The 26,110-nt window shown below is 43.7% G+C and carries 23 protein-coding genes and 1 riboswitch; of the genes, 1 reads left to right on the top strand and 22 read right to left on the bottom strand.

What is annotated here, in order from left to right; all coding sequences use genetic code 11:
• Positions 1–50: 50 nt before the first annotated feature.
• The 8 genes from LIR34_RS12100 to LIR34_RS12065 all read right to left on the bottom strand — a co-directional run bounded on the left by LIR34_RS12100 (position 51) and on the right by LIR34_RS12065 (position 9,895).
• Positions 51–878, bottom strand: coding sequence for a TrmH family RNA methyltransferase (locus LIR34_RS12100; RefSeq protein ID WP_173902880.1), 828 nt, complete (start codon positions 876–878; stop codon positions 51–53).
• Positions 879–1,009: 131 nt separating this feature from the next.
• Entirely contained in the window at positions 1,010–1,741 is a 732-nt protein-coding gene (locus tag LIR34_RS12095) for a zf-HC2 domain-containing protein (RefSeq protein ID WP_173902881.1), read from the bottom strand.
• The gene (locus tag LIR34_RS12090; protein WP_161285322.1) at positions 1,725–2,219 is read right to left on the bottom strand and encodes an RNA polymerase sigma factor; all 495 of its coding nucleotides are present in this window, start codon (positions 2,217–2,219) and stop codon (positions 1,725–1,727) included. Before LIR34_RS12090 ends, LIR34_RS12095 begins: the two co-directional genes overlap by 17 nt.
• 128 nt (positions 2,220–2,347) lie before the next feature.
• Positions 2,348–3,238 (bottom strand): alpha/beta hydrolase, encoded by an 891-nt coding sequence (locus LIR34_RS12085; RefSeq protein ID WP_173902882.1) that lies wholly within the window; start codon positions 3,236–3,238, stop codon positions 2,348–2,350.
• An 18-nt stretch (positions 3,239–3,256) separates the two neighbouring features.
• Positions 3,257–3,739 carry a cytidine deaminase gene (locus LIR34_RS12080; RefSeq protein ID WP_265107729.1) on the bottom strand — a complete coding sequence of 161 codons (483 nt, stop codon included), beginning with the start codon at positions 3,737–3,739 and terminating at the stop codon, positions 3,257–3,259.
• A gap of 170 nt (positions 3,740–3,909) precedes the next feature.
• Entirely contained in the window at positions 3,910–4,620 is a 711-nt protein-coding gene (gene deoD, locus LIR34_RS12075; RefSeq protein WP_173902883.1) for a purine-nucleoside phosphorylase, read from the bottom strand.
• A complete protein-coding gene (locus tag LIR34_RS12070; RefSeq protein ID WP_173902884.1) occupies positions 4,614–6,728 on the bottom strand; it encodes an ATP-binding protein in 2,115 nt (704 codons plus the stop codon). Before LIR34_RS12070 ends, deoD begins: the two co-directional genes overlap by 7 nt.
• Before the next feature lie 17 nt (positions 6,729–6,745).
• Entirely contained in the window at positions 6,746–9,895 is a 3,150-nt protein-coding gene (locus tag LIR34_RS12065; protein WP_173902885.1) for an ATP-binding protein, read from the bottom strand.
• Positions 9,896–10,160: 265 nt separating this feature from the next.
• On the opposite strand from LIR34_RS12065, the gene LIR34_RS12060 reads away from it, so the two are divergent.
• Positions 10,161–10,682, top strand: a complete 522-nt coding sequence (locus LIR34_RS12060; protein ID WP_161285328.1) for a hypothetical protein — start codon at positions 10,161–10,163, stop codon at positions 10,680–10,682.
• Here the strand turns inward: LIR34_RS12060 and LIR34_RS12055 are convergent, their stop codons facing one another.
• From LIR34_RS12055 to LIR34_RS11990, 14 genes are all read right to left on the bottom strand, one after another.
• The gene (locus LIR34_RS12055; RefSeq protein WP_161285329.1) at positions 10,683–11,519 is read right to left on the bottom strand and encodes a metal ABC transporter permease; all 837 of its coding nucleotides are present in this window, start codon (positions 11,517–11,519) and stop codon (positions 10,683–10,685) included. It abuts the gene before it with no gap.
• Between the two features lies 1 nt (position 11,520).
• Positions 11,521–12,231: a metal ABC transporter ATP-binding protein gene (locus tag LIR34_RS12050; RefSeq protein WP_173902886.1), complete on the bottom strand. Its 711-nt coding sequence runs from the start codon at positions 12,229–12,231 to the stop codon at positions 11,521–11,523.
• 31 nt (positions 12,232–12,262) lie between these two features.
• The gene (locus LIR34_RS12045) at positions 12,263–13,255 is read right to left on the bottom strand and encodes a metal ABC transporter substrate-binding protein (protein ID WP_173902887.1); all 993 of its coding nucleotides are present in this window, start codon (positions 13,253–13,255) and stop codon (positions 12,263–12,265) included.
• Positions 13,256–13,309: 54 nt separating this feature from the next.
• The gene (locus tag LIR34_RS12040; protein WP_161285332.1) at positions 13,310–13,732 is read right to left on the bottom strand and encodes a Fur family transcriptional regulator; all 423 of its coding nucleotides are present in this window, start codon (positions 13,730–13,732) and stop codon (positions 13,310–13,312) included.
• Between the two features lie 298 nt (positions 13,733–14,030).
• Complete coding sequence (gene ptsP, locus LIR34_RS12035; protein ID WP_161285333.1) at positions 14,031–15,662, bottom strand: phosphoenolpyruvate--protein phosphotransferase; 1,632 nt, start codon at positions 15,660–15,662, stop codon at positions 14,031–14,033.
• A 56-nt stretch (positions 15,663–15,718) separates the two neighbouring features.
• Entirely contained in the window at positions 15,719–15,976 is a 258-nt protein-coding gene (locus LIR34_RS12030; RefSeq protein ID WP_161285334.1) for an HPr family phosphocarrier protein, read from the bottom strand.
• 48 nt (positions 15,977–16,024) lie between these two features.
• The gene (locus tag LIR34_RS12025; RefSeq protein ID WP_161285335.1) at positions 16,025–16,861 is read right to left on the bottom strand and encodes a PRD domain-containing protein; all 837 of its coding nucleotides are present in this window, start codon (positions 16,859–16,861) and stop codon (positions 16,025–16,027) included.
• 27 nt (positions 16,862–16,888) lie between these two features.
• On the bottom strand, positions 16,889–19,057 hold the full coding sequence (locus LIR34_RS12020; RefSeq protein WP_173902888.1) for a PTS transporter subunit IIABC: 2,169 nt from the start codon (positions 19,055–19,057) through the stop codon (positions 16,889–16,891).
• Positions 19,058–19,438: 381 nt separating this feature from the next.
• Entirely contained in the window at positions 19,439–20,044 is a 606-nt protein-coding gene (locus LIR34_RS12015; RefSeq protein ID WP_173902889.1) for an NUDIX hydrolase, read from the bottom strand.
• 87 nt (positions 20,045–20,131) lie between these two features.
• Entirely contained in the window at positions 20,132–20,767 is a 636-nt protein-coding gene (locus tag LIR34_RS12010) for an ECF transporter S component (protein WP_173902890.1), read from the bottom strand.
• A 102-nt stretch (positions 20,768–20,869) separates the two neighbouring features.
• Positions 20,870–21,022: riboswitch (FMN riboswitch) on the bottom strand.
• Positions 21,023–21,123: 101 nt separating this feature from the next.
• Positions 21,124–22,104 (bottom strand): ABC transporter permease, encoded by a 981-nt coding sequence (locus tag LIR34_RS12005; protein WP_173902891.1) that lies wholly within the window; start codon positions 22,102–22,104, stop codon positions 21,124–21,126.
• A 12-nt stretch (positions 22,105–22,116) separates the two neighbouring features.
• Complete coding sequence (locus LIR34_RS12000; protein ID WP_173902892.1) at positions 22,117–23,196, bottom strand: ABC transporter permease; 1,080 nt, start codon at positions 23,194–23,196, stop codon at positions 22,117–22,119.
• A complete protein-coding gene (locus tag LIR34_RS11995) occupies positions 23,189–24,727 on the bottom strand; it encodes an ABC transporter ATP-binding protein (protein ID WP_173902893.1) in 1,539 nt (512 codons plus the stop codon). Before LIR34_RS11995 ends, LIR34_RS12000 begins: the two co-directional genes overlap by 8 nt.
• Before the next feature lie 174 nt (positions 24,728–24,901).
• A complete protein-coding gene (locus LIR34_RS11990) occupies positions 24,902–26,053 on the bottom strand; it encodes a BMP family ABC transporter substrate-binding protein (RefSeq protein WP_373090333.1) in 1,152 nt (383 codons plus the stop codon).
• Between the last annotated feature and the right edge of the window lie 57 nt (positions 26,054–26,110).

The following is a 26,110-nucleotide window of genomic DNA, read 5'->3' as shown; positions in this document are numbered from 1 at the left end:
CTCAAAAGACAATAGCCCTTTGAAGAACTTTCTATAATTGTTTCATATATCTATCGTTTCCTGCCAAGCTCCCAGAATGCCACGGCACTCGCCGCTGCCACATTCAGTGAATCTACTCCATGCGACATCGGAATCATCACCGTATAGTCACAGTCTGCTATGGTTGTGGATGCCAGTCCGTCACCTTCTGTACCGAGAATTACTGCAAGTTTCTCTTCCGCCAGCAGCTTTGGATCATCAATACTACAGGAATCCTCACGCAGTGCCATTGCCACAGTTTTAAATCCCATATCCTGAATGACCTTCATGCTCTCCTGTGGCCAGGATGTTTTTTTGTCAAAATATGTCCATGGGATCTGAAATACGGTTCCCATGCTCACCCGGGCTGCTCTTCGATAAAGTGGATCGCTGCATCCGTTTGTCAGAAGAACAGCATCCATATGGAGAGCCGCTGCGCTTCGGAAAATTGCCCCGATATTTGTCGGATTCACGACATTTTCCAGAATTGCAATGCGGCTGGTGTTTCTGCATATCTCTTCTACAGATGGAAGCTGACGGCGTTTCATTGCACAGAGCATGCCTCTTGCCAGTGCATAACCTGTCATTCCTACAAGTACTTCATATTCTGCTGTATATACCGGGATTTCCGGATAACGTTCCAGGATATACTTTGCCTCACCCTCCAGGTCTTTATGTTCAACAAGGAAGGAAATCGGTTCATAGTCTGCATTTAATGCACGTTCGATCACCTTCGGGCTTTCTGCAATAAAAATACCTGGATCTGGTTCGTAATATCTGAGAAGCTGCACCTCCGATGTCCGTGCATATATATCTAATTCCGGTGCGATAATGTCGTTGATTTCGATTATATTCTTCACGGTGTTCTCCTGTTTATTATCAAATGTAATCGTTCGGCTGATAGGCTGTGCACCTTTCTTTGGTGTTTCGACTTTCGCCTCACTTGTTTTATCTTACCACAAAGCCGTACCGGAATCCATTCCATCATTTTTTATTTTTCCGCACTCCAGATCAGATGACTCTTCGCTGCCAGTTCCTCCGCTTTCTTCTGGGCTTCCTGCGGATTATCCTGATAATCCCAAAGTTTACATGCTTCTTTTACATTTTCCGGATCCACATAGTAGACATTTTCAATTCCTGATGGAAACGAGGTCTCATCTGTAACTGCATCATCGCCCCGGTCATGTGCTTCCTGAAATTCCTTGATAGACCAGAGTTCGTTTTCTGTACCAGGATCTGACGGATACTGGCTGCGTGTCCACATTGTTTCAGACATCATATAGAACATGTTTTTCTGGTCCACGGACAAAATCGATTTCAGCCTTCCCAGCGGACTGACTGCAGAGTACACCTTGCCGTCTTTTACTGATATATTTGCTGCATCCCAGGAGATATAGTTTTCCTTGTCATAGTACCAGTAATGTCCGACTCCTCCTGCTGCCGCCACGAGAGCAACTGCCAGAATAACAGAGAATATTCTTTTTTTGCGAATCCTGCGTCGGATTTTTTTGAGTGGCTCTGCCTCTGTTTTATTTATCTGCGCGGAATTACCATCTTTTCTGCCTGCAGTCAGACAATTTTCTCTCATCATTTCTTCCTGCATTTTCCGGCAGGCCGGACACTCTTTCAGATGTTCTTCTACAAGCTTCCTGCTGTCTTCGCTCACCATGTCATCGACATAAAGTGGAAGCAGATCTTCAATAATATTACAAGTAATCTTCATGGTTTAATTCCTCCCTGATCTTTTTACAAGCTCTGTGATACGTAACCCTTGCCCAGCTTTCACTCTTACCAAACAGCGAGGATATGGTGGCAAATGACAGTTCTCCGAACACACGGAGAGAAAAAACTTCTTTATATGGTTCTGAAAGTCTGTGCAGTACTTTGTGAACCTGAAATGCAGTATCTTTATCCGAAAAGTTCTGAAGCAGATCCTTCGAAAAAGTATCCTCTGTTTCTTCCTGAAGTTCCGGTGCATACTTTTTATTCTTCTTCAGATAGTCATAATATGTGTTCCTGGATATCTGACAAAGCCATACTCGCAGGTCACAGTCGCCTCTGAAATCGTCGACTTTTTTCAGGGCTTTAAAGAATGTTTCCTGCGTGAGTTCCTCCGCAATATGTGTATTATGCGAAAGTGAAAGCAGATAGCGGTATACGATGGTAAAATACTGTTCGTATACTTCCTGAATATTCAGCATTGGTGTTTTCCTCCTTCACATATATGACGATGTATGTATCAAAAACGTTACAAAAAAACAGAGTGACATCTGAATTTTACTTACAGCTGCCACTCTATGTGTATACCACGCTAAAACATTTTCGTCAATCAGTGTTCCAGCAGAAATTTTACCATCCGTTCATTTGCCCTTTTGCTTTCCGGCATTTCCGGAAAAGTGGTACTGAACGCATGTGGAAGTTTTTTGCCTGTATCAAAGTCCTCAAGATGACATATCACACCGCACCGTTTCATTGCTTCTGCATATTGTCTGCTGTAATTTCGCAGCATATCACCATACGCTGTAACCAGAAAGGCGGGCGGCAGATGCCGGAGGATCACTTCATTTTCGGGATTGATATATGGATAAAATGAACTCTTTTTCCACTGCTTTCCATAAACATAAGATGGAAGAAAAAGTCCTATGCTGTCTGGTTTTGTTGTGTAATACATTCCACTTACCAGCCCCATGGCACGAATCTTAAGTTCTGCCGGAATCACATGAAACGCTTCTGCCAGTTCCAGACTCTCAAGCATCGCAGCCAGATATATGCACAGACTTGCCCCTGCACTCGTCCCCGTCATATAGATACGTGTTCTGTCACCATCATAGCTTTCAATAGACGACCATGTATTCTCCATTCCTGTCATCAGATCCTTAAGTATCTGCGGAAACAGCGTCTCTGGTGCAAGCGGATACTCCAGAGAAAATACCAGGAAGCCTTTTCGGCTCATCTCTGCACAAAACAGATGTCCCTCTTCTTTTTTGCCAAGAAGGAAACCTCCTCCATGCAGATTGAACATGACTGGAAGTTTTCCTTTATAACTTTTTGGACGATAAATATCCATAAAATGACAGGGCTTTCCATCTCCCATATAATCAACATCCTGAATCAGTTCTATATCCTCCGGAAATGGATACTGAGCCTCATGTTTTTCCAGGAACTTATCGAGAAGCTTTGCTTTTTTTGCTGTTTGCTGTGCAATCATTTTTTCAAACATAGTCTCAACCCGGCTTTTTTATTTCTTTAGATTCTTTGGTCCAAATCCAAGAGGAAACAGTTCTTTCAGTGTGAATATCTCATACTGTTCTTCACTCGTTGCCAGAATAATCTGGAATTCTTCAGGATCACAGAATTCCATCATAACCTGCCGACAGACACCACATGGTGCCGCATACTCTTCCAGCTTCTTGTTCATACCTCCGACTATACAGATTGCATCGAATTCCAACACCCCTTCACTGACTGCTTTGAAAAATGCGGTTCTCTCTGCACAGTTGCTCGGTGTATATCCCGCATTCTCGATATTACAGCCACCATATACCATGCCATTCTTTGCCAGCAATGCTGCTCCTACATGAAAGTGAGAATACGGAGCATACGAATGATCCATCATCCGGATTGCTTCTCTGATCAGTTCCTGAATCTGTCCCTGTTCCAGTTTCTTCATTACCTTACTCAACTCTCTTTTATATGCATATCTGTTTTTTGATTCCTTAATCGTAACTGTTCAGTACCCTCACTGTTACGAGTCAAAATGCATTCCAAATCACCTTCGGTGATGGCATTTTGCCTTGTATGTCTCGGGATTTTGGCAAAAAACATACCAAAACGCCTCGCGGGATACTACTTTCTGAATAGTTACCTTTAATCACATTAACTCTGCCTGTATTATGCCAGTTCCAGTGCAATCTCCATCATCTTGCCAAAACCAAGCTGACGTTCTTCGGCATCTAAAGCTTCTCCTGTGTACACATGATCTGAAATTGTCAGCATGCATAATGCTTTCTTTCCTGCTTTTGCAGCATTCATATACAGCCCTGCTGCTTCCATTTCTACCGCCAGTACGCCCATATTTTTCCATAGATCATTTGCATTACTCATTGTATTATAAAATACATCCGTAGACAGAACATTCCCTACGATTACATTCGTTCCCTGACGTTTTGCAGTCTCAACAGCTCTGCTCAGCAATCCGTAATCTGCGATCGGTGCGAAAGTTCCCGGCAGTCCGTATTGGTAAGCAAAATTTGAATCCGTGCAGGCGCCCATAGCGATCACCACATCCATCAGTTTAATATTATCCTGAAAACCTCCTGCTGAACCAATTCGGATAATCTGATCTACATCATAAAAATTAAACAGCTCATAGGAATAGATTCCTATAGACGGCATGCCCATGCCGGCGCCCATAACAGAAACCTCTTTTCCTCTGTAGGTTCCTGTATAACCAAACATATTTCTGACGGCATTCACCTGTCTTGGATTTTCCAGATAGGTCTCCGCAATATATTTTGCACGGAGTGGATCTCCCGGCATTAATACCGTTTTTGCAAAGTCTCCTGCTTTTGCATTATTATGTGGTGTTGGAATATTTAACATTTTGCTCCTCCTTTATTCTCATATAATGTTTGCTGTATCAGTTCTGTATGCTCATCCATTATCTCCGCCATCGTTGAAAACAGAATCCTCATATCAACCGGCTTGGCAATGTGTGCATTCATTCCTGCCTCAAAAGCCTTCTGACGATCCTCCTCAAAGGCATTCGCCGTCATGGCAATAACAGGGATCTGCCCCCTTGGACCGTCAAGTTTACGGATCACCTGTGTTGCGTTGTATCCATCCATATTCGGCATTTGAATATCCATAAGGATAAGATCGTAATAGCCCTCCGGCTTCCTCTGAAGAAGTTTAACACATTCCACCCCGTCTTCCACACGTTCTGCTTCCACACCATTTTCACGAAGAAGTTCCATGGCAATTTCTGCATTCAGTTCATTATCCTCTGCCAGAAGCACTCTCCTTCCTTTCAGTTTGTGAAGTATCTGCTGCTTTTTATCCTTTGGTTCTTTCGGAATCTGTTCCTCTGGTACTGCCTGAAAGGACAGAGTGATCGTTGTTTTGGTTCCCCTGCCACTCTCACTTTCAACCTTGATCGTACCTCCCATCAGATCTACCAGTGACTTTACAATGGAGAGTCCAAGGCCTGTTCCAACTACCTTACTCTCTGTGCTTGTTCTTTCCCTGGTGAATTCTTCAAAGATGTGTGGAAGGTATTCCTCACTCATTCCAATGCCGGTATCAGCGATCACTATTTTGAAAAATGTGTGCCCCTCCTCGGAATGATGAACTTCCGATATATCTACTGTGATATTACCTCCCTCTGGTGTATATTTGATGGAGTTGTTCACAATATTAAGCAGGATTTCCTTGACCTTTGTCCTGTCACAGAACACATATGGATGCTCTGCTTTCAGTGTGCATATATATTGAAGATGTTTTTTCTGAATCTCCGGTTCAAAAACTGTCTGCAGCGATTCTGCCAGTTCTTTAAAAGATTCCACTTCCATCTTAAGTTCTGCCTCTCCACTTTCAATCCGTGCCATTTCCAGGACATAATTGATCAGTGAAAGCAGAAAAGAACTGGAATCCTTGATTCTGTCTGTGTATTTGAGAACCTTCTCTCTGTCATCTATATGTTTCTCCAGAAGTTCCGAAAAACCTATGATCGCATTCATTGGAGTACGAATGTCATGACTCATATTAAAGAGAAATCTGGATTTTGCTTCGCTTGCCTTTCGTGCTTCTTCAACAGCTCTCTCCAGTTCCTCTTCATGGACACGCTCCTTGTTACGCCGCAGTACAATCTGCAGATAACCTTCCGCCAGCAATGCCGCAATTGCCAGAGAAATCAGGATCATAAATCCTTTCTGAAGCCAGGTGATCCATCCATTCACCGGAACAATTTCAAAATACCAGGTATCATTCGGTACTTTGCAGGCAACCTCCAGTGTATCTTTCTCTTTCGGTTTTTCGCACTGTGCGAGTACTACTTTCTTATCTGTATCCAGTACTTTTTTCCAGATCTGATAACTGTAGCCTGCATCCTCCAGTTTACTCAGTTCTGTCTGGGCGATAAATTTATCCCAGTCAATTACCAGAATAGAAAATCCCCAGAACTGTTCTTCTCCAGAACTGTCTTCTATATAGATTGGATCAAACAGAAGTGCGCCTACTCCTCCCTGTACCAGTTCATAGGGACCGGCAAGCGTATATTCTCCACTGTCCTTTGCCAGGTTCGCAGCCGCCTTTCGTTCAGGATCTTTAAGCATATCAAGTCCGATTGCTTCTTTATTTTCCTCAAAAGGATATACCTGTGAAATACATCCGTCCTTCGCAAGTTCATGTGCGGATATCACTTGATTCTCATCCTGCATCAGCCGCGATAATTCCGAAAATTCCGTATCCGTGATCTCTGTTCGTTCCTCGATCAGTTTTTCCATAAGCTCCGACTCCGTCAGATACTTATTCAGCTGTGCTTCCACCTTGCTGACTGTCGTCTCCGCGGCATAGGCTGCCTTGAGTTTTTCCCTTTTTTCCTGATCTTTATTTACAAGAAAAATGCAGCCCATTGCAATTAAAAAGGCAGTACAAAAAACCAGGAAAGTGCGAATTTTTATAACTCTTGTATCTATTATAGTTCTGTTCATATTTTTTCTCATTTTATTCATGAAGTCTTCCGAAGCATCATCCCAAGTTTCCGGGCATCTATAGGTTTCGGAATGTATCCGTCCATGCCCGCATCCAGACATTTCCGGGCATTTTCTTCGGAAACCTGGGCTGTTATCGCAAGGATCAGAACGCTTCCGGCATCCTCACGTTTCAGTTTACGGATATGTTTTGCTGCTGTTATTCCATCCATGACCGGCATCATAACATCCATAAGAATCGCATCATATCTGCCCGGCTCTGATTCAGCAAATTTCTCCACCGCTTCCTTACCATTCCATGCCTTATCCACCTCTGCCCCAAGCTCAGTCAGATAAAACTCCGCAATCTCCATATTGATCTCATTGTCCTCTGCCAGCAGAATCTTCATTCCTCTGAGCATTCTTTCCTGCGGATACTCCTGTGGTTCCATTTCATCCTGCTGATGAATGTTCTGATCAATCTTAAACAGTATACGGAAGATAAAGGCGGTTCCCTTTCCCAGCTCACTTTCTACCTCGATCGTACCTCCCATCAGGTCAATAAGTGCCTTTACAATAGACATGCCAAGTCCGGTTCCCCGGTACTTCGTTCTGGCATCATTTGTTTCCTGCGTGAACGGTTTGAACAGTTCATTCTCTATGAACTCTCTGCTCATTCCTGTTCCGGAATCCACAATTTTAAATTCCAAAAGAGCAGTCTCTCCATCATCCGAAAGTTCCTGTACATAAGTGTCGATCGTTCCGTTTTCTTTATTATACTTCACTGCATTGCTCAGAAGGTTGAGCATAATCCTTCGAAGCTGCAGAGATGTACCATAGAGCTTTGTGTGCCTTATCGTTTCTTCGTGTCTCCTGTATGCAATTCCGGTCTGAGTAAGCTGTGCCTCCATCAGTGCATCTACTTCATCCATCAGTTTCTCAAGGTCAAAAGCTTCCTCCTTTGTGTCAAGCTTTCCTGCTTCCAGCTTGCTCATATCCAGCACATCATTTACAAGTTCCAGAAGATGGCTTGTCGAAAGCTGTATCTTATGGAGACTGTCATTTACTTTTTCCTCATCCTGACGGTTTTTGTAAATGATATCAAGCATCCCCATAATACCGTTGATCGGTGTGCGGATGTCATGACTCATACGGTTCATAAATTCCGTCTTGGCTCTGTTCTCGGAGTCTGCCTCCTCAATTGCTATTTTGAGACGTTCATTTTCTTTCTCTTCTTTCTCATGAAACTCCGACGTATTCTTAAACAGAATGATTCCATGAACAACAGTACTTTCTTTATCTGTCTTTGGATCATACACGATATCTCTGGACATCAGAACTGTTTTCTGAAGCCAGATCGACGGTTCATCCTTACCACTTTCACGATATTCAACCGTCACCTGCCTGGAGCCGGTTTCAAATCGTCTGAGCAGTTTCTGCGAAGAGTCCACAATCCTGTAGTTTTCTATTGTATCGTCTGTCACATAACTACACCTCTCACGACAATACTCCGTGTAAGAACAAGGTGTATGAACTTCGATTTTGATCTCCTCTGCGGTTGCGTCAAAGAAAACTCTCTCCAGCCGGTCGTTTGTCAGATCCACCGTATAAACTGCATGGGCAGTCTGCAGAAGTGCTTCCGCATAATTACCGTTTTCCACAATAGACTGACGGAGTTGTTCATAATAGCGCGTCAGACTCTGCTGTTCATTAGCTGTATTCTCATCCGAATTCTGAAAAGCTTCAAACCCAAGCACAAAGTGATGCAGCCTTCCATCCTCTGTTCCATCAAGATACAGCACCGTTATTCTGCCGCGGTGAACCCCTTCATTATCCTCATAGTGATATGGAATTTCAAATTTTCCTGCTGTTTCTGTAAGATGCTTTTGCAGATATTCAATCTGAAGCAGCTTTCTGAGATTTTTTCTGGTTTCTGCATCAGAAAGCTTCTGAATCACCTGCTCCACAGCACCGGAATAGCTTCCATCGTCTGCCAGAAAGAATTTTGAACCGGTTCTCAGCACATAATATTTGTCCAGAAATGCATCACAATACATACAGCTTGAGAATTCATACCCTTCTTCCGTAATCTTTGCGAGAATACGACGATCCATTCTCTGCTTCTGGGCCGCTTCTTCCATCCGCGCCTGGTTCTTATCGATATACATATTTTTGTCTGCAAAACAAAATAGATCTTTCATCGTGCAGCCGTCAAAATCACTCGACAACGCATAACCTGCCGCATAGCTGATCGGCAGCTGCGGATTCTTTCGAGAGTAATCCGCTACATGATCTCTTATCCTTTGGAGGCATTCCCGGACTCCGCTATGATCCATTCCTTTAAGTACAACAAGGAATTCATCTCCTCCGTCACGCCCTGTAAAAAACTCCTTTGGAACTGCTTCCCGAAGCAGTTCCGCAAACAGGCGAATATATTCATCGCCCCTGTCGTGTCCCATATCATTGTTGATGATTCTCAGATTATTCAGGTCAAACACACAGAGTGCAACCAGTTCTTCCTCCCCGATCATTCCCGGAACATTAAGGATCTCTTCACACTTATTCTTATTCGGAAGTCCTGTTGCCTCGTCCAGATATACCTTTTTCTGAAGGATTTTGTTCTGTGCCGCAAAGCGGAATGCTCTGATCAGTTCTGTGCCAATGATCAGAATAAGACCCAGAATATCCACGAAAACTACTTTTTCCAGATAGTCCAGGGCAGTTGCCTTCTTTTGTGAATAAACCTCTGCATACCCTACTGCCTCATCACAGATCTGGAAAAACTGATCGCTCTTCTGAATAATCTCTGTATTTTCGTATCCCTTCTCCCTTACCAGAAGAAGTTCACTTCTCACTTCCTCAAAATAACATGCAAGCTCATCCATTTTATTCTGGAAGTTCTTATCTTCCAGACATATAAGATTCAGTTCCTCACTGCCATACCTCAGGCCCTCGATGTAGTCTGAGATTTCTCTGTATTTCTCATCCTGCGGTTCCTGAGAAATTTCCAGCTTGACCATGAGCTGCGTGCCGCCTCGCACCAGTCCTGCATAATTGATAACACGGGCTGTTCCCTGGATCTTACTGACCAGGGAGATAATGATAAAAAATAATACGATCAGTATCGTTGTAAGAACCATCATAGCCGCCCGTAAAAAGTATGTCTGTTTTTTTTCTGTGCTCTTCATCAGATGCCCGTCCTGTTGTTTATAAAAAATTTCAGTCTTTTAATCGCTACATCCATTGTATCTGATTCCTTATCTTTTGGCAACAAAAATGGAATCTGAGTTTCCCCGGATTCCATGCGATGTTAGATTTTATACAATTCCAAATATGTGAATTTTATATAAATTTTATTTTGTTTTAATAGGTTTTTGTTGCTTTTTGCACAATGTCATTTTATAATAAAAGCTATAAAACAGCTTATAAATCTTTATCAGGAGGGTGAATTTTATGAATGAAGAACTTTTTAATGAAGCCGCCAGATCAAATGTTTTATCCAAAAAGCTGATCGATCAGCTTCAGGAAAGCATGACCTACAGCAGTATTTCCTTTATTAACTGGACGATCGAGGTTCTGACCCTGATCAAGAACCGCCTGGAACGCGGAGACAGAATTTCTGACGAAGTCAGCGGAGAAGTTTATACGATTCACTCCTTCCAGAAATTTGTCAAAGCAAATTTCTCTTCCTATATAACCAGTCAGGTATTTAAAGAGATAAGCAATCCGGAAAAGATCTACTACACTCTTACCCCATGTGAGGACGGCTACAGTCTTCTTATGGCAGATTCCGATGACAATAAGACTTACGCCTGGATTTCCAGCATCAGTAAGAGATTTTCCCTCGTACAGATGATAGCTACCGGTATTGTCTATATCAAGGACACCCGTACCGATACCTATCAGCCGTTTATCTCCGGCAACGGTAAATACTGCCGCTACGATAAAGAAAGAGGAATCATCGTCGAGATCTGATCATCTCCCGAGAATTCTTCCGATCCCATAGGACGCCAGAAATACTGCAATATCAACAGCCACGATCGTTGATCCGACCGGAGTTCCTGCCAGGATGGAAATCAGGATTCCACCTGCTGCACTGAACACAGACATCACTGCTGCACTGATCGTTACCGAACGGAAGGATTTAAACAATCTCATAGCAGAAAGTGCCGGGAAGATCACCAATGCGGATATCAGAAGTGACCCTACCAGGTTCATTGCCAGAACAATGATCACCGCAATCACAACTGCGATCAGAAGATTATAGGCATTTGCCCTGGTTCCGGCCGCTTTTGCAAAGTTTTCATCAAAGGTCACGGCAAAAATCTTATTATAAAACAGAATAAAGACCGCTACAACCACGACAGAAAGAATCGCACACAGCCAGACCTCGCCCTCGGTCAATGTCAGAATGGATGTAGAACCAAACAGAGTGCTGCACACGTCCCCCGAGATATTCGGACTGGTGGAAAACAAATTCATCAGAAGATAACCGATTGCCAGTGCACCGACAGAGATCATGGCAATTGCCGCATCTCCCTTGATTCTCGTATTCTGCCCTGCACGAAGAAGGAAGATCGCACAGATCACCGTTACCGGAAGAATGAATAACATATTGTTGGTGACATTCAGTACGGATGCGATCGCCATGGCTCCGAAAGCCACATGGGAAAGACCGTCCCCGATAAACGAAAATCTCTTCAATACCAGTGTCACGCCCAAAAGAGAGGAGCACAGTGCTATCAGCACACCAACAATCAGTGCATATCGCACAAATGGATACTGAAAGTACATCTGAAGTGTCTCAAACATTTTACTCTTCCTCCTCTTCCTGTCCGGTAAAAGCTTTACCCAGACTGCTTTCAAGATATTGCTTCCTGGTTCCGAAGAAGCAGTTTTCTCCGATATGCAGGATATGTGTCGCATATTTTATCGCTGCTGCAATATCATGTGAAATCATGATAATCGTGATTCCGTCTTTTTTGTTCAAATCTCTGATAAGCTGATACATCTCTGCAGTTACTCTTGGATCCAGACCGGATACCGGCTCATCGAGAAGAAGAATTTTCTGTGCCGCACAAAGTGCCCTTGCAAGAAGTACTCTCTGCTGCTGTCCACCAGAAAGTTCCCGGTAACAGTGATCAGCAAGATCCTGGATCATCATTTTTTCCATTGCCTTCCTTGCAATACGTTTTTCTTCTTTGTTGTAGAATGGTCGAAACCCGCATCGGCTCTGACATCCGGACAGAACAATCTCTTTCACTGATGCCGGGAAATCTCTCTGTACCAGCGTCTGCTGGGGAAGATATCCAATTTCATTTTTCTTTAGCCCATCTCCCAGCTCAATCGTACCGCTGATTGGCGACTGTAGATGAAGCAGTGTCTTCATTAATGTTGATTTACCAGATCCGTTTTCTCCCACAATGCAGAGATAATCTCCTGCACCGATGGAAAAATTAAGATCTTCCTGAATCGCCCTGTTATCATATCCCAGGGTAAGATTTCTGCATGTGATCTGTGCCATCTTTATTTCCTCTCGTTCTCTGATACTGTAATTACAGTGCTTCCTTTAATACTTTCAGATTCTCCTTCATCACAGAAAGATATGTCGTACCATCAGCAATCTCCTGTGCCGTGATCGACTGCATGGAATTCAGTACCAGAATATTCTGATCTTTTGTCTTCGTGTTTTCTATTACTGTCTGTGCGATCCTGTCATCAGATTTTTCAATTGTAAATACACTGTTCAATCCAAGTTCATCGATCTCCCTGGCGAGAAAGGTAATCGTCTTAAAGCTTGCCTCTGATTCTGCCGAACAGCCGGAAAAAGCGGCATAGTAATTAAGTCCATAATCGTCTGTCAGATAACGAAATGGAAAACGGTCCGCAAACAGAAGTGTGTTTTGTTTCGCATTTTCCACCGTATTTTGATATTCTGCATCCAGATTGGCAAGTTTTTTCTGATAAGCCTCTGCGTTAGACTGATAGATATCTTTATTTTCCGGATCCATTTCTGTAAGAGTTTCCGCAATCGCATCACAGACTGTGGATGCGTTGCGAAGAGAAGTCCAGACATGTTCATCATATTCCTTCTCATCTTCATGCTCATGTCCGTGCTCGTTCTCCTGCATACCCTCAACAGTTTCCTCTTCCTTTATGGAATCCGCGAGGACTTCCATCAGGTTGATCGTCTTCATGTTTTTATTCTGTGCAGACTTCAGTGCATCTTCGATCCATTCATCTGACTCACCGCCCACATAGATCAGAAGATCACAGCCGGACACCTTCATGATATCCTTTACCGCCGGCTGAAAGCTGTGGAGATCTGTCCCATTATCAAGAAGCATCGTAAGCTCTACATCTGCTTCCCGTTCTCCAAGAACTGCCCGTGTCCAGTCATATTCCGGAAAGATTGTTGTTACAATCTTTAATTTTTTGTCCGACGTGTCCTTTACACCGGCCTCTGCTGTGTGCAGTCCCACAAAAGGAATACTGAGGCTTACCACCCCCATAAAAACTGTCAGCATACCTGCAATCCATTTTTTCATTCTGTCTTCTCACTTCCTTCTATAATTATGTTCTTATTTCCAGGCATCATCATCCTATTTCTTATCTCTGCAGTCCGCACAGATTCCATAAAAAACAGTCCTGCATGAGTCCATCTGGAATCCATGATCCTCCATCAGATGCTGTCTCAGTTTAACCACATCCTCGCAGTGGAGATGGATCAGTTTTCCACATTTCTCGCATTTACAGTGAAAACAGACGGTCTTATGACAGTGTTCCTCTGCCCCAAGGTATTCAAAGCAGGCACTGCTTGTCCCGTCTACATTATACTTGGCAACCAGACCCTGCTCTACCATCTTCTCCAGATTACGGTAAACGGTTGTCGTTCCGATTGTAATTCCCTGCTCTTTGAAATAAGAACAGACATCTGCAACCGTCACATGCGTACCTTCTACTGTTTTTAGATAAGTCAGTAACTGTGCCATCTGTTTTGTCTGATAAGGTGCTTTACTTCCCATAGTATCTTCCTTCCGCCGGAATACCCGGCATATAAATCTATATTCATAACTGTTCAGTACCCTCACAGTTACGAGTCAAAATGCATTCCAAATCACCTTCGGTGATGGTATTTTGCCTTATATGTCTCGGGATTTTGGCAAAAAACATGCCAAAACGCCTCGCGGGATACTACCTTCTGAATAGTTACCTATATTCAATATTTTACCCAAAATGAAAACCGTTTTCATATTATAGCACAATCTGATGATGTGTCAATATGAAAACGGTTTTCATTTTCGTTTATTATATATTTTTTTATTATTTTTCTGCTTTATTCATCTCTCTTACGATCTTACGAAGTTTAAGTACCATAGATGGAGCTACTGAAAGTTCATCTACGCCCATGCGTACAAACTGCTCCGTGAGTGTCGGATCTGCACCAAGTTCGCCGCAGATTCCTGCCCATTTACCGCATTTATGTGCATTGTCCACAACCATCTGGATCATGCGGAGAATTGCCTCATGATGAGGATTATAGAATTCATCCAGTTTTTCATTCTGACGGTCGATGGCAAGCGTGTACTGGGTCAGATCGTTTGTACCGATACTGAAGAAGTCAACCATTTCAGCAAGTCTGTCACTGATGATCGCTGCCGCCGGAGTCTCAATCATGATTCCCTGCTCCGGAATCTTGTACTGGATTTCCTGCTCTTTGAGTTCTGCCTCTACCTCAGCTACGATCTCATAGATTTTCTTAACTTCCTCTGTAGAGGTGATCATCGGATACATGATGGAGAGATTTCCGTAAACAGCTGCACGGAGAAGTGCGCGAAGCTGTGTTTTGAAGATATCTTTCTGTGTCAGGCAGATACGGATCGCACGATATCCCAGTGCCGGGTTGTCCTCATTGCCCAGGTTGAAGTAATCCACCTGTTTGTCAGCACCGATATCCAGAGTACGGATGATAACCTTCTTTCCTGCCATCATCTGTACGGCCTGCTTGTAAGCCTGGAACTGTTCTTCCTCTGTCGGGAAATCATTCCTTCCAAGATAAAGAAATTCACTTCTGAAAAGGCCGATTCCACCGGCATCATTTTCGAGAACATAGCCAATATCTCCAACACTTCCGATATTTGCATAGATGTTGATCTTGTGACCATCTAAGGTCACGTTTTCTTTGCCTTTCAGTTCCTGAAGAAGTCTGAGCTTCTCTGCCTCTTCTTTCATTTTCTGCTCAGTTTCTGTTTTTGTGTCTTCGTCCGGATCAAAGGTAACTGTTCCTGCAAATCCATCTACAACTGCTGTCATACCAGTTTTAAGTTCTTCAAGCTCCATCGGTACGCCGATCAGAGCCGGAATGTTCATCATACGGGCAAGGATCGCGGTATGGGAGTTGGTCGAACCATGGACAGTCACAAATGCAAGGATCTTATCCTTGTCCATCTGTACGGTTTCGCTCGGACTTAAGTCATCTGCAACAATGACAGACGGTTCAATAGAACTCAGATCTGCATCCTCCTGTCCGCTCAGGTTGCGTACAAGACGTTCGGAAATATCTTTGATATCTGCAGAACGTGCTTTCATGTAATCATCATCCATAGATGCGAACATCGCTGCAAAGTTATCGCCTGTGGTTGCCACAGCGTATTCTGCGTTGACCTGTTCTGTGCGGATCGTATTCTGGATTGCTTCCAGATAATCATCATCCTCAAGCATCATCTGATGTACTTCAAAAATAGCTGCACTGGCTTCACCGACTTCTCTTACTGCCTTGTCATATAATTTCTGAAGCTGCTCCTTTGATTTCTCCAGGGCAGTATCCACACGCTTTACTTCTGCCTCTGGATCTTCAATCCTGGTTCTTTTGACCTGGTAATCATTTTTCTTAAGAACCACGATCGGTCCCATTGCAATTCCTTTATAAACAGATTTCCCCTGAAAACACTGCATACTTACTTCCTCCTGACTGCTGTTCTGTTACACCATAGGGTTTTCTATGTATCTGATTACAGATTTGCTTCAAAGAACGCTTTCAGTCCTTCAATTGCAGTATCTTCATCAGCACCTTCAGCTGTTACAGTTACAGTTTCGCCCTGTTTTACTCCAAGGGACATAAGCATCATAAGCTGTGTAAGTTTCTTTGTCTTGCCATCTTTTGTGATCGTGCACTCTGACTCATATTTCTTTGCTTCTTTTACAAGAAGTCCTGCCGGTCTTGCGTGGATTCCCAGTTCGTCTTTGATTGTGTACTCGAATGTTTTCATTTTAATTTCTCCTCTTCTTTTTATATCTTTGTTTTATGGTATATATTTTTATTCTGTCTCACTGTCCAGCATTCGCTCCAGATGCATTGCCAGATAACCGATCTCAATATCCGGCATCGGAAGTCCCAGACGCTTCTCCATCTCGTGGCAGATTCTCTCAGATGCATGAAAAGCCTCAGGAAATTTCACAGACATATAGTCATTCAGATTCATCTTGAGTTTCTCTCCATGAATCGCTCTTGCCACCATGTAACGTACATGGTTCATCAGACGGTTATATGCCAGTGACATCACATCGATGGAATTTCCTGTTTCTTTCTCTACAAGAGAAATGCATTCTCTGACGGTTCGGGCGATCTCCATGGCCTGTGAAACCTTCTCATCTACAATGGCCGAATGAACGTGGAGGGCGATATATCCTGTTTCATGTTCATCAAGCTCTATCTGAAATTTTTCTTTCAGCATAGGTGCTATGCAGCCGGCCACTTTGTATTCTTTATAAAACAGGATACGGATGTCCTCCGTCAGTGGATTGCTGATCTGCTCTCCCCTCTGAAGACGGCGGATAGCAAAATCAAGATGATCCGCTATTGGAAAAAGGATCGAACGATCGATATCGCCAAATTCTGCCTCAGCCTCCCTGAGGATTTCATTGGCAAGTTCCAGACATACCGGTGAAACTGAGTTGATAATTTCTCTGGCATCTCCACGGTCTGTCAGTTCTTTGAGTGAATAAATCCTGGCATCCTGCGGAACCTCTATCGTCTGCCCTATTTTTTTGCCAAAAGCAATTCCCTTTCCCATGATCAGGCATTCCTGCTTTGCACCTGATTCGATTCCAATAAAAGAATTATGATTTAATAATTTTGCTATCCTGTATATCATCCGTTTCATCCCCATCCAGGGTCTTTTTTACTGAAGGACCTCTATCTCAAACAAAGGTTCTCCGGCTTTGATCTGACCCTCATGCAGCAGATGGATTCGCTGATTGTCCTCCAGTTCTGTACAAAGAACCGGGGAAGTGACAGAAGGTGCATTTGCCTTCAGGTATTCCAGATCCAGCTTCAGCATCGGATCTCCCTTCTTAACTGTCTGTCCGCTCTCTACCAGTGCTTCAAATCCCCCGCCATTCAGTTTTACAGTATCGATTCCCACATGGATCAACAGACTGATTCCTGAATCTGTTATAAATCCAATGGCATGTTTTGTATCAAAGACAAATGCGACTTCACCATCCTCCGGAGCACGTACAAACGGATCCTCCGGTGTTACAACAGCACCATCACCCATCATCTTCTGCGCAAAAGCTTCATCCGGTGCAGTCGAGAGGTCTGCTGCCACTCCTGTTATCGGACTGGAAATTACGATTCTCTCGACAACCTTCTGTTCTTCTGCTTCCTGTGTCTGAACTGCTGTATCCTGAACAGCCTCTGTGTCTTCTGTCTCTGCATAGGTATCCGGAGCTGTTTCCAGATAATCTTCAAGGTTAGACTTGATCACAGTGACATTCGGTCCGTAAATAACCTGAACACCCTGTCCCTTGTGTACCACACCGGATGCTCCCGTTGCCTTAAGAATTCCGTCATTTACTCTGGAAGCATCTTTGACTGTACAACGAAGTCTGGTTGCACAGCAATCCACATCACTGATATTTTTCTTACCGCCAAGACCTCTTGTAATCGCCTCGCTTGTGGCATCATCAGAAGTTACTGTCTCTGCCTGAGCTGCCTCTCTGCGGGCATTTACATCCGCCTTTGTATAAAGCTTTGTTTCTGTGTCATCATCCTCACGACCCGGAGTTTTGAAATTAAACTTCCTGATCATAAATTTAAAAATAAAATAATATAAAAAGAAGTAAATAATACCAACCGGGATCACTCGCATCCAGCTTGTTTTGGCATTTCCCTGAAGGATACCAAACAGGAAGAAGTCAAGCAGTCCGCCTGAAAATGTAAGTCCTACTGCAACATTCAGCATATGTGCGATCATATAAGCTGAACCTGCAAGAACTACCTGTACCGCAAACAGTGCAGGAGCCACAAACAAGAAGGAGAATTCCAGCGGTTCCGTAATACCTGTTGCCATACATGCAAGTGCTGCGGAGAGAAGAAGTCCACCAGCAGCCTTTTTCTTCTCAGGTTTTGCACACTGATACATGGCAAGTGCTGCTCCTGGAAGACCAAAGATCATAAAAATAAACTCACCTGAGAAATATCTGGTTGCATCAGCACTGAAGTGTGCAATATTTGCAGAGTCTGCAAGCTGTGCAAAGAAAATATTCTGTCCGCCCTGAACCATCTGTCCGGCAACTTCCATCGTACCGCCTACGGCTGTCTGCCAGAAAGGCATATAGAATACATGGTGCAGACCGAATGGGATCAGTGCCCTCTTAATAAGACCAAAGATCAGAGTTCCCACATACCCGGAACCTGTTACCAGTCCGCCAAGCGCATAAATTCCATTCTGGACAACCGGCCATACAAAATAAAGAAGAATTCCCACAAACATATAAACAATCGTGGAAATGATCGGCACAAATCTTGTACCGCCGAAGAATGACAGTGCATTCGGAAGCTGGATCCTGTAGAACTTATTGTGAAGTGCTGCCACACCAAGTCCTACGATGATACCGCCAAATACACCCATCTGCAAAGACTGGATACCACATACAGAAGTGATGGTTCCCTCCAGCACAGACTCTGCAATCTCTCCATTGTCGAGAATCTGTCCTGTGATCGTCAGCATCGCATTGATCGCAGTATTCATTACAAAATACGCGATAACTGCTGATAACGCGGAAACTTCTTTTTCTTTTTTTGCCATACCAATCGCAACACCTACCGCAAAGATCAGAGGCAGGTTATCAAAGACTGCACTTCCGACTTTGTTCATGATCATCAGGAGGGCATTCAGAACGGTTCCCTCACCGAGGATGCTAGTTAAATGATATGTTTCAATTGTAGTTGCATTGGTAAAGGAACTTCCGATTCCGAGAAGAAGACCGGCTACCGGAAGGATTGCGATAGGGAGCATAAAGCTTCGTCCCACTCGCTGCAGAACACTGAAAATCTTGTCCTTCATTTCACATACTCCTTTTCCTGTGCGTTTCGCACATCCCTAAATGTATTTTCAGGGAGTAAGTATGTGTATGTGCAGTATTTTTGTACAAAAAAAAGGCACTAATACACATAAACACTCCTTGTTATGTATAGTTAATGCCTCCTAAATCGAGTTACACACTACAACCAATCAAAATATAACACGGTCACAGAGAATTTGTCAACCCGCTATTTTATTTAATTAATGGTTACTGTTCACTCCGTTCACAGTAACTTGGTCAAAATGCATTCCAAATCACCTTCGGTGATAGCATTTTGCCCCGTATGTCTCGGGATTTTGCCATATTCATGGCAAAACACCTCGCGGGATATTACCTGTGAACAGTTACAATTAATGGTACAACTAATTCAGAAACGCAAATGGTTCTTCATCATTGAGAAAGTGCATCAACATGTAAGCACACATGATGGCAACATTTTCTTCTTTAAGAATTCTTCTGACCTCATCACGGTCTGCAAGAACAACCTCGATTTCTTCCGTATCTTCCTGTGCATCCTTACTGATCTCACCGCTGGCATATCCATAGACAGTGGCACAGGATTCATCGGTCATGCCGATCGTGGTGAAGTATGGCTTCTCGTATGCCGGATCCACCTTCAGAGGTTCCAGCTTAAGTCCAGTCTCCTCATACATCTCACGGACAGCTCCCTCATGGAAATCTTCATTTGGCTCTACAAGACCTGCCGGGAATTCATAGATATATCCACCCAGTGCATAACGGTACTGACGGATCAGCACGACCCTGTCCTTCTTCTCTCCGTAAATACTGTATATGATCACGCCATCCGGATCATTGCGTCCTGTCCTGAGCTTGAGGGACGGGATGTCCTTCGCCCTGGAAGCCACATAGTAGGATACCGGGGTGTTGTGTACACTGGTTGCATCTACATGATAAAGATTGACAAAACGGTTGTCTGTAAGTTTTTGTACATCATGAATTTTTCCCATTGAGAGAACCTTCTTTCCCGCACGAGATCACCGTGCAATATATTTGTGTGCTCTCTGGATTGGTTTCTGTTATCTGAGAAGTCAGAATCAGTCACCTTTGAGAACTACACGGATTCGTTTGTAAATAAAGAATACGATCACAGATACCAGAATATATTTGAATAAGTTAAACGGTACAATGATCAGTGCCACAAATCCCAGAAGACTGTTGACAGAATGGTTAACTGCTGCACCCATTTCAATAAATGCTTCGATCGGCATTCCAAAAGCCTTGCCATATGCCGGAAGCAGAACAAAAGCATTCATCAGACACGCTGCTATTGTTGTCAGAACCGTACCAACTGCCATACCCACAACTGCATGCTTACGGCTCTTTACATTGTGAAGTCTGTAAATAATGCCTGCCGGTATTACGAAGGTGCATCCGAAAATAAAGTTTGCCAGATCACCAACACCTGCGGTCATGGTTCCTTTTGTTACAAGATGTACCAGGATCTTGACCAGTTCGATCACTGCACCCGCCACAGGTCCCATCGCAAAAGCTCCTACCAGCACCGGAATCTCAGAGAAGTCCAGCTGATAGAAGGATGGTGCCAGGAATGGGAGCGGAAATTCAAAGTTCATCAGTACACCTGCAACCGCACCCAGCATTGCGATCTGTGTGATCGTCCTGGTACGGCTTCGTTCCATTACATTTCCATTTCTTAAAACCTGTTCACTCATACTTGTCTCTCCTTTTGAATGTTCTTTTATTTTAAAAGAAAATTCCGCGTAAAAATCCCCCGAAAGATTCCTTCCGGGGGTAATGAGCACGTATGAATTAATCGTGTTCTTCTCTCATCCAGACTTTACTGTCGGTTCTGGAATTCCGATGTATCGGTCACCAGATCAGCCGCATTATGCGGGTCGCGGACTATACCGCCGGTAGGGAATTCTGACTTCTTATGAAGTTCCAGTCACCCTGCCCCGAAGAATTTTCTTTTATCTGAAAACTATTATACAACCAATTTACCTTCAACGCAATATAAAAATTATATGGCATAAAACCGGGTATCTCACGGGTTATTACCTGTGAACCGTTATCTTTCTTCTCTGAAGTACGGCACTCCCAGCGCGGCCGGCGGCTGGTGCTCCTTCTTCTTTCGGAAACTGGTGAACACAAGCACAATGATCGTTACAACATACGGCAGAGCCTTAAATACCTCCTGCATGCTTCTTCCAAGTCCCGGAATATACAGATACAGGATATAAAGTGCTCCGAAGAGAAATGCTCCCCAGATTGCATTCAGTGGTTTCCACAGTGCGAAAATAACCAGTGCCACCGCAAGCCATCCACGGTCTCCAAATCCATTGTCTGTCCAGGTTCCGCCTGAATATTCCATTACGAAATACAGACCACCCAGTCCTGCAAGACCTGCTCCGATGCAGGTGGAGAGATATTTGTATTTGATGACATTGATACCTGCTGCATCTGCTGTTCCCGGATTCTCTCCGATCGCACGAAGGTTCAGTCCCATTCTTGTCTTAAACAGGAAAAAAGAAAGAACTACGGCAACGATAATGCAGAGATAAGTCATAAATCCATAATTAAAGAGTATCGGTCCGATCACCGGAATTTGGGAAAGTCCCGGAATCTTTGCCGTATAGCCGCTTCCTGTAACCTTAACGGAAATCTGGCCTACACCACCTGCAAGTTTGGAGATGGAACCTCCAAAGAAGTTACCAAATCCGGTACCAAAGATTGTCAGTGCAAGACCTGTAACATTCTGGTTTACTCGAAGTGTGATCGTCAGGATACTGTAGATCAGACCACCAAGCATAGCACAGGCAAAAGCACAGACAAATGAAATCAGCACTCCTATAAAGACATTCGGATCCGGATTGTCTTTCTCATAGAGAAAAGCACCCATCAGTCCGGAAATACCACCCATATACATGATTCCAGGAATACCAAGATTCAGGTTTCCTGTCTTCTCTGTCATAATCTCACCAAGCGCACCATACAGAATACAGATGCCCTGGACAATTGCTTTCTGGATAAAAATAATCAGTACACTCATCGCATCTTCCTCCTATCTCTTTGTACGCTTTACTTTGTAATTAATGAAGAATTCTGCTCCGATCAGGAAAAACAGAATAATTCCAAGAAGTACATCAGAAGCATTTTCATTCAATCCATACTGTGTTGCGATCTGAACGGCTCCCTGCTGCATCAGTACAATACCAAAAGATACTGCGATCATAATAAACGTATTGAATTTGGAAAGCCATGCAACAATAATTGCCGTAAATCCACGTCCTCCTGCTGTTGCAGTAGAAATTGTATGGCTCGCACCACTTACAATAACAAATCCTGCAATACCACAGATTGCACCTGAGATTGCCATGGTACGGATAATAACTCTCTTAACATGGATTCCCGCATATCGTGCAGTATTCTCACTTTCACCGACAACCGCGATCTCAAATCCCTGCTTGCAGTATTTAAGATAGATAAACATTCCTACTGTAAGAATCAGTACGATCACAACATTCCATCCATATTTCTGCCCGAACAGCTGCGGAAGCCATCCTGTCTGGGTTGCCTGATTGATAATACCAACGGTATTGGATCCTTTCGGATTCTCCCAGAATACGATACAGTATGTAACAACCTGCATTGCCACATAATTGAGCATCAGAGTGAACAGAGTTTCATTTGTGTTCCAGTATGCCTTGAATACTGACGGGATCATTCCCCAGATCATACCACCCAGTATACTTGCAATAAACATTACAATAAGAAGAAGTATCGGTGACATCTTGTCTCCTGCATAGATCATGACAGCAGCAGAACATGCACCTCCGATCAGGATCTGACCTTCTGCACCGATGTTCCAGAATTTCATCTTAAATGCCGGAGCAAGACCAATTGCTATGCACAGAAGCACCATTGTATCACGGATCGTCATCCACATACGGCGTTCTGTTCCCATTGCACCATCCCAGATTGCTCTGTATACATCAACAGGATTCATTTTGACAAGTGCAACGATCACCGCTCCGCATACGATCAGTGACAATATCAGTGCGATAAAGCGGACACCAAGTCTTTCCTGCCATTTCATTCCGTTTCTTCTCTTGGATATCTGTAAGAAAGGTTCTTTACTCATTTACAGCCCCTCCTTTTTCGTGTTTCGTCATAAGAAGTCCGATTCCTTCCTTGGTGGCAGATCTTCCATCAACCACACCGCTGACTTTGCCGCCGCAGAGGACTGCAATCCTGTCACAGAGTTCCAGAACAACGTCCAGATCCTCAATAACACAGACAACTGCCACCCCTTTTTGTTTCTGTTCATTCAGAAGCCCGTAGATAACATGTGAGGTATTTACATCGACACCTCGTGTCGGAAATGCTACCAGAAGCACCTTAGGACTCTGTGCGATTTCTCTTCCTACCAGAACTTTCTGTACATTACCACCGGACATCTGACGTACCGGAGCAGAAATGCTTGGTGTCATGACTTCAAGCTTTTCTTTGATCTTCTGTGCCAGTTCTCTTGGCTTCTTACGCTCCAGGAAAGGTCCCTTTCCACTGCGGTAACTCCGGATCATCATGTTGTCTGTCATGTCCATATCACCTACAAGCCCCATACCGATACGATCCTCCGGGACAAATGCAAGACTGATACCTGCCTCATTGATTGCAATAGAATCCATTTCAGACAGTTCCATATCCTTTCCTTCATCCAGAAGAAGTCTGATCGATCCACTCTGTACGCCCTGAAGACCAGCGATCGCTTCAAGGAGTTCTTTCTGACCGCTTCCGGAAATACCTGCAATACCAAGAATTTCCCCTGTATTTACAGTCAGATCCACATCGTCAAGTGTCTTGACTCCGTCTTTGTCGACACAGTTTACACCCTGGATCACCAGACGTTTCTTAACATTTTCCGGCTTCGGACGTTCGATATTGAGATCTACCTTGGCCCCTACCATCATCTCAGAAAGACTCTGTACATTGGCAGATGCAGTTTCTACAGTATCAATATATCTGCCCTTACGCAGTATTGCTACACGGTCAGAAAGAGAAAGAACCTCCTGTAATTTATGAGTGATGATGATAATGGAACATCCGTCATCTCTCATATTTCTCAGAATGTCAAATAAACGGTCTGCCTCCTGTGGTGTCAGAACTGCTGTAGGCTCATCCAGAATCAGGATCCGTGCGCCGCGGTACAGCATTTTGATGATCTCCACTGTCTGCTTCTGAGAAACAGACATCTCATAAATTTTCTGGTTCAGATCAAGATCAAAGCCATATTTATTGACAAGCTTCTGAATATCGGCTGTGATCTGCTTCATATTCAGCTTTGCCTTACCCGGAAGTCCAAGAACAATATTCTCTGCTGCTGTCAGAACATCAACCAGTTTAAAATGCTGATGCACCATACCGATTCCAAGATTAAAGGAATCCTTTGGTGAACGTATCTTTACTTCCTTACCATCTACAAAAATATGACCTTCGTCCGGATAATAAATTCCATATATCATATTCATCAGAGTTGTCTTGCCACTTCCGTTCTCTCCAAGGATCGCCAGAATCTCTGATTTTCTCAGTGTGAGATTTACCTGATCATTCGCTTTGACAGAGCCAAAGCTTTTGGATATATCTCTGAGTTCAAGTGCGTAATTTTCTCCCACTTTCCTCCCCCTCCTTTTATCTAAACATAGGAATTTCTTTATGCTTGTGGATTATGGAATCTGCAATCATTCCATAATACAGCAAAAGAAACCTGCCACTGCAGACTTCCTTTGCACACATAATGAAAGAAAAGGCAGAGCTGCTGACAGGCAGCTCTGCCTGATTATTTACAATTACTGTGTAATAGATGTGATTCCATCAATTGCAATGTCAAATGCCGGTGCAGAACCGTATTCTGATTCATGGAAGTATCCGTCAGAAATGTATTCTGTATCACTGCCATCTTTCTTATAAGTAGTAAGCTCTTTGCCATCTACTGTAAATGTAGAAGTATCAAACACATGGAGAGAACCATCAATGAGAGCATCTTCTACTTCTTTAACCTTTTCTTCAGTTCCCTCTGCTACAACCTTGTCATTGAGTGGTGTGATCTTGTCTGCGCCGTCTGCAAATCCCTTGCACCAGTCTGTATCGATTGCTGTACCGTCAAGGATGCACTGTACTGCATATTTGTAATATACGCCCCAGTCCATTGATGCAGAAGTAAGTGCTGCATCCGGTGCTACAGAAGTCATATCAATATTGTATCCGACACAAGGAACACCTGCTGTCTCACATGCTGTAGGAGCACCTGTTGTATCTGCATGCTGGCTGATCAGTACACATCCGTCAGAGATCAGAGCATCTGCACATTCTTTTTCGAGGTCAAAGCTTGCCCAGCTGTTGGTATATTTTACTTCCATTGTCACGGACGGGCATACGCTCTTAGCGCCAAGATAGAAGGAAGTATATCCAGAAATAACCTCTGCGTATGGGAACGCACCAACATATCCCATCTTAGCTGCGTCTTCTTTGATTGTTCCGTCTTCGATCATCTCATTGAGTTTCAGACCAGCCACAACACCGGATACATAACGTGCTTCATAGATATTTGTGAAATAGTTATGCATATTGGAAAGTCCGCTGGATGCTGCCTGAGTTCCTGTTGCGTGGCAGAACTGAACCTCCGGATACTCTCCTGCTGCTTCCAGAATATAAGTTTCATGGCCAAAGCTGTTTGCGAATACAATCTGACATCCCTGGTCTGCCAGGTCTGCTGCTGCATCGTAACATCCCTCGTCTTCACCGATCAGAGTCTTCTCAATGATCTGAGAATCATCAAGACCAAGCTCTTCCTGCATCTCATCGATACCTTTCATATGAGCGGCTGTATAGCCTTCATTTTCATCGCCGATGTAAATAATGCCAACCTTAAGATCTTCCTTTGCAACTCCTGCTCCGCCTTCTTCGCCTGCGTATACAGAGGCAGACATAGAAACTGTCATTGCTGCTGCAAGACCAATTGCCAATGCTTTTTTCATTCTTCTTTCCTCCATTTCTTC

Origin of the sequence: Blautia sp. MSK17_66, from assembly GCF_020538025.1 — a bacterium.
Classification (GTDB): Bacteria; Bacillota; Clostridia; order Lachnospirales; family Lachnospiraceae; genus Blautia_A.
The sequence above is the reverse complement of the archived record's forward strand: the minus strand, read 5'-3'. Positions and strand labels throughout refer to the sequence as shown.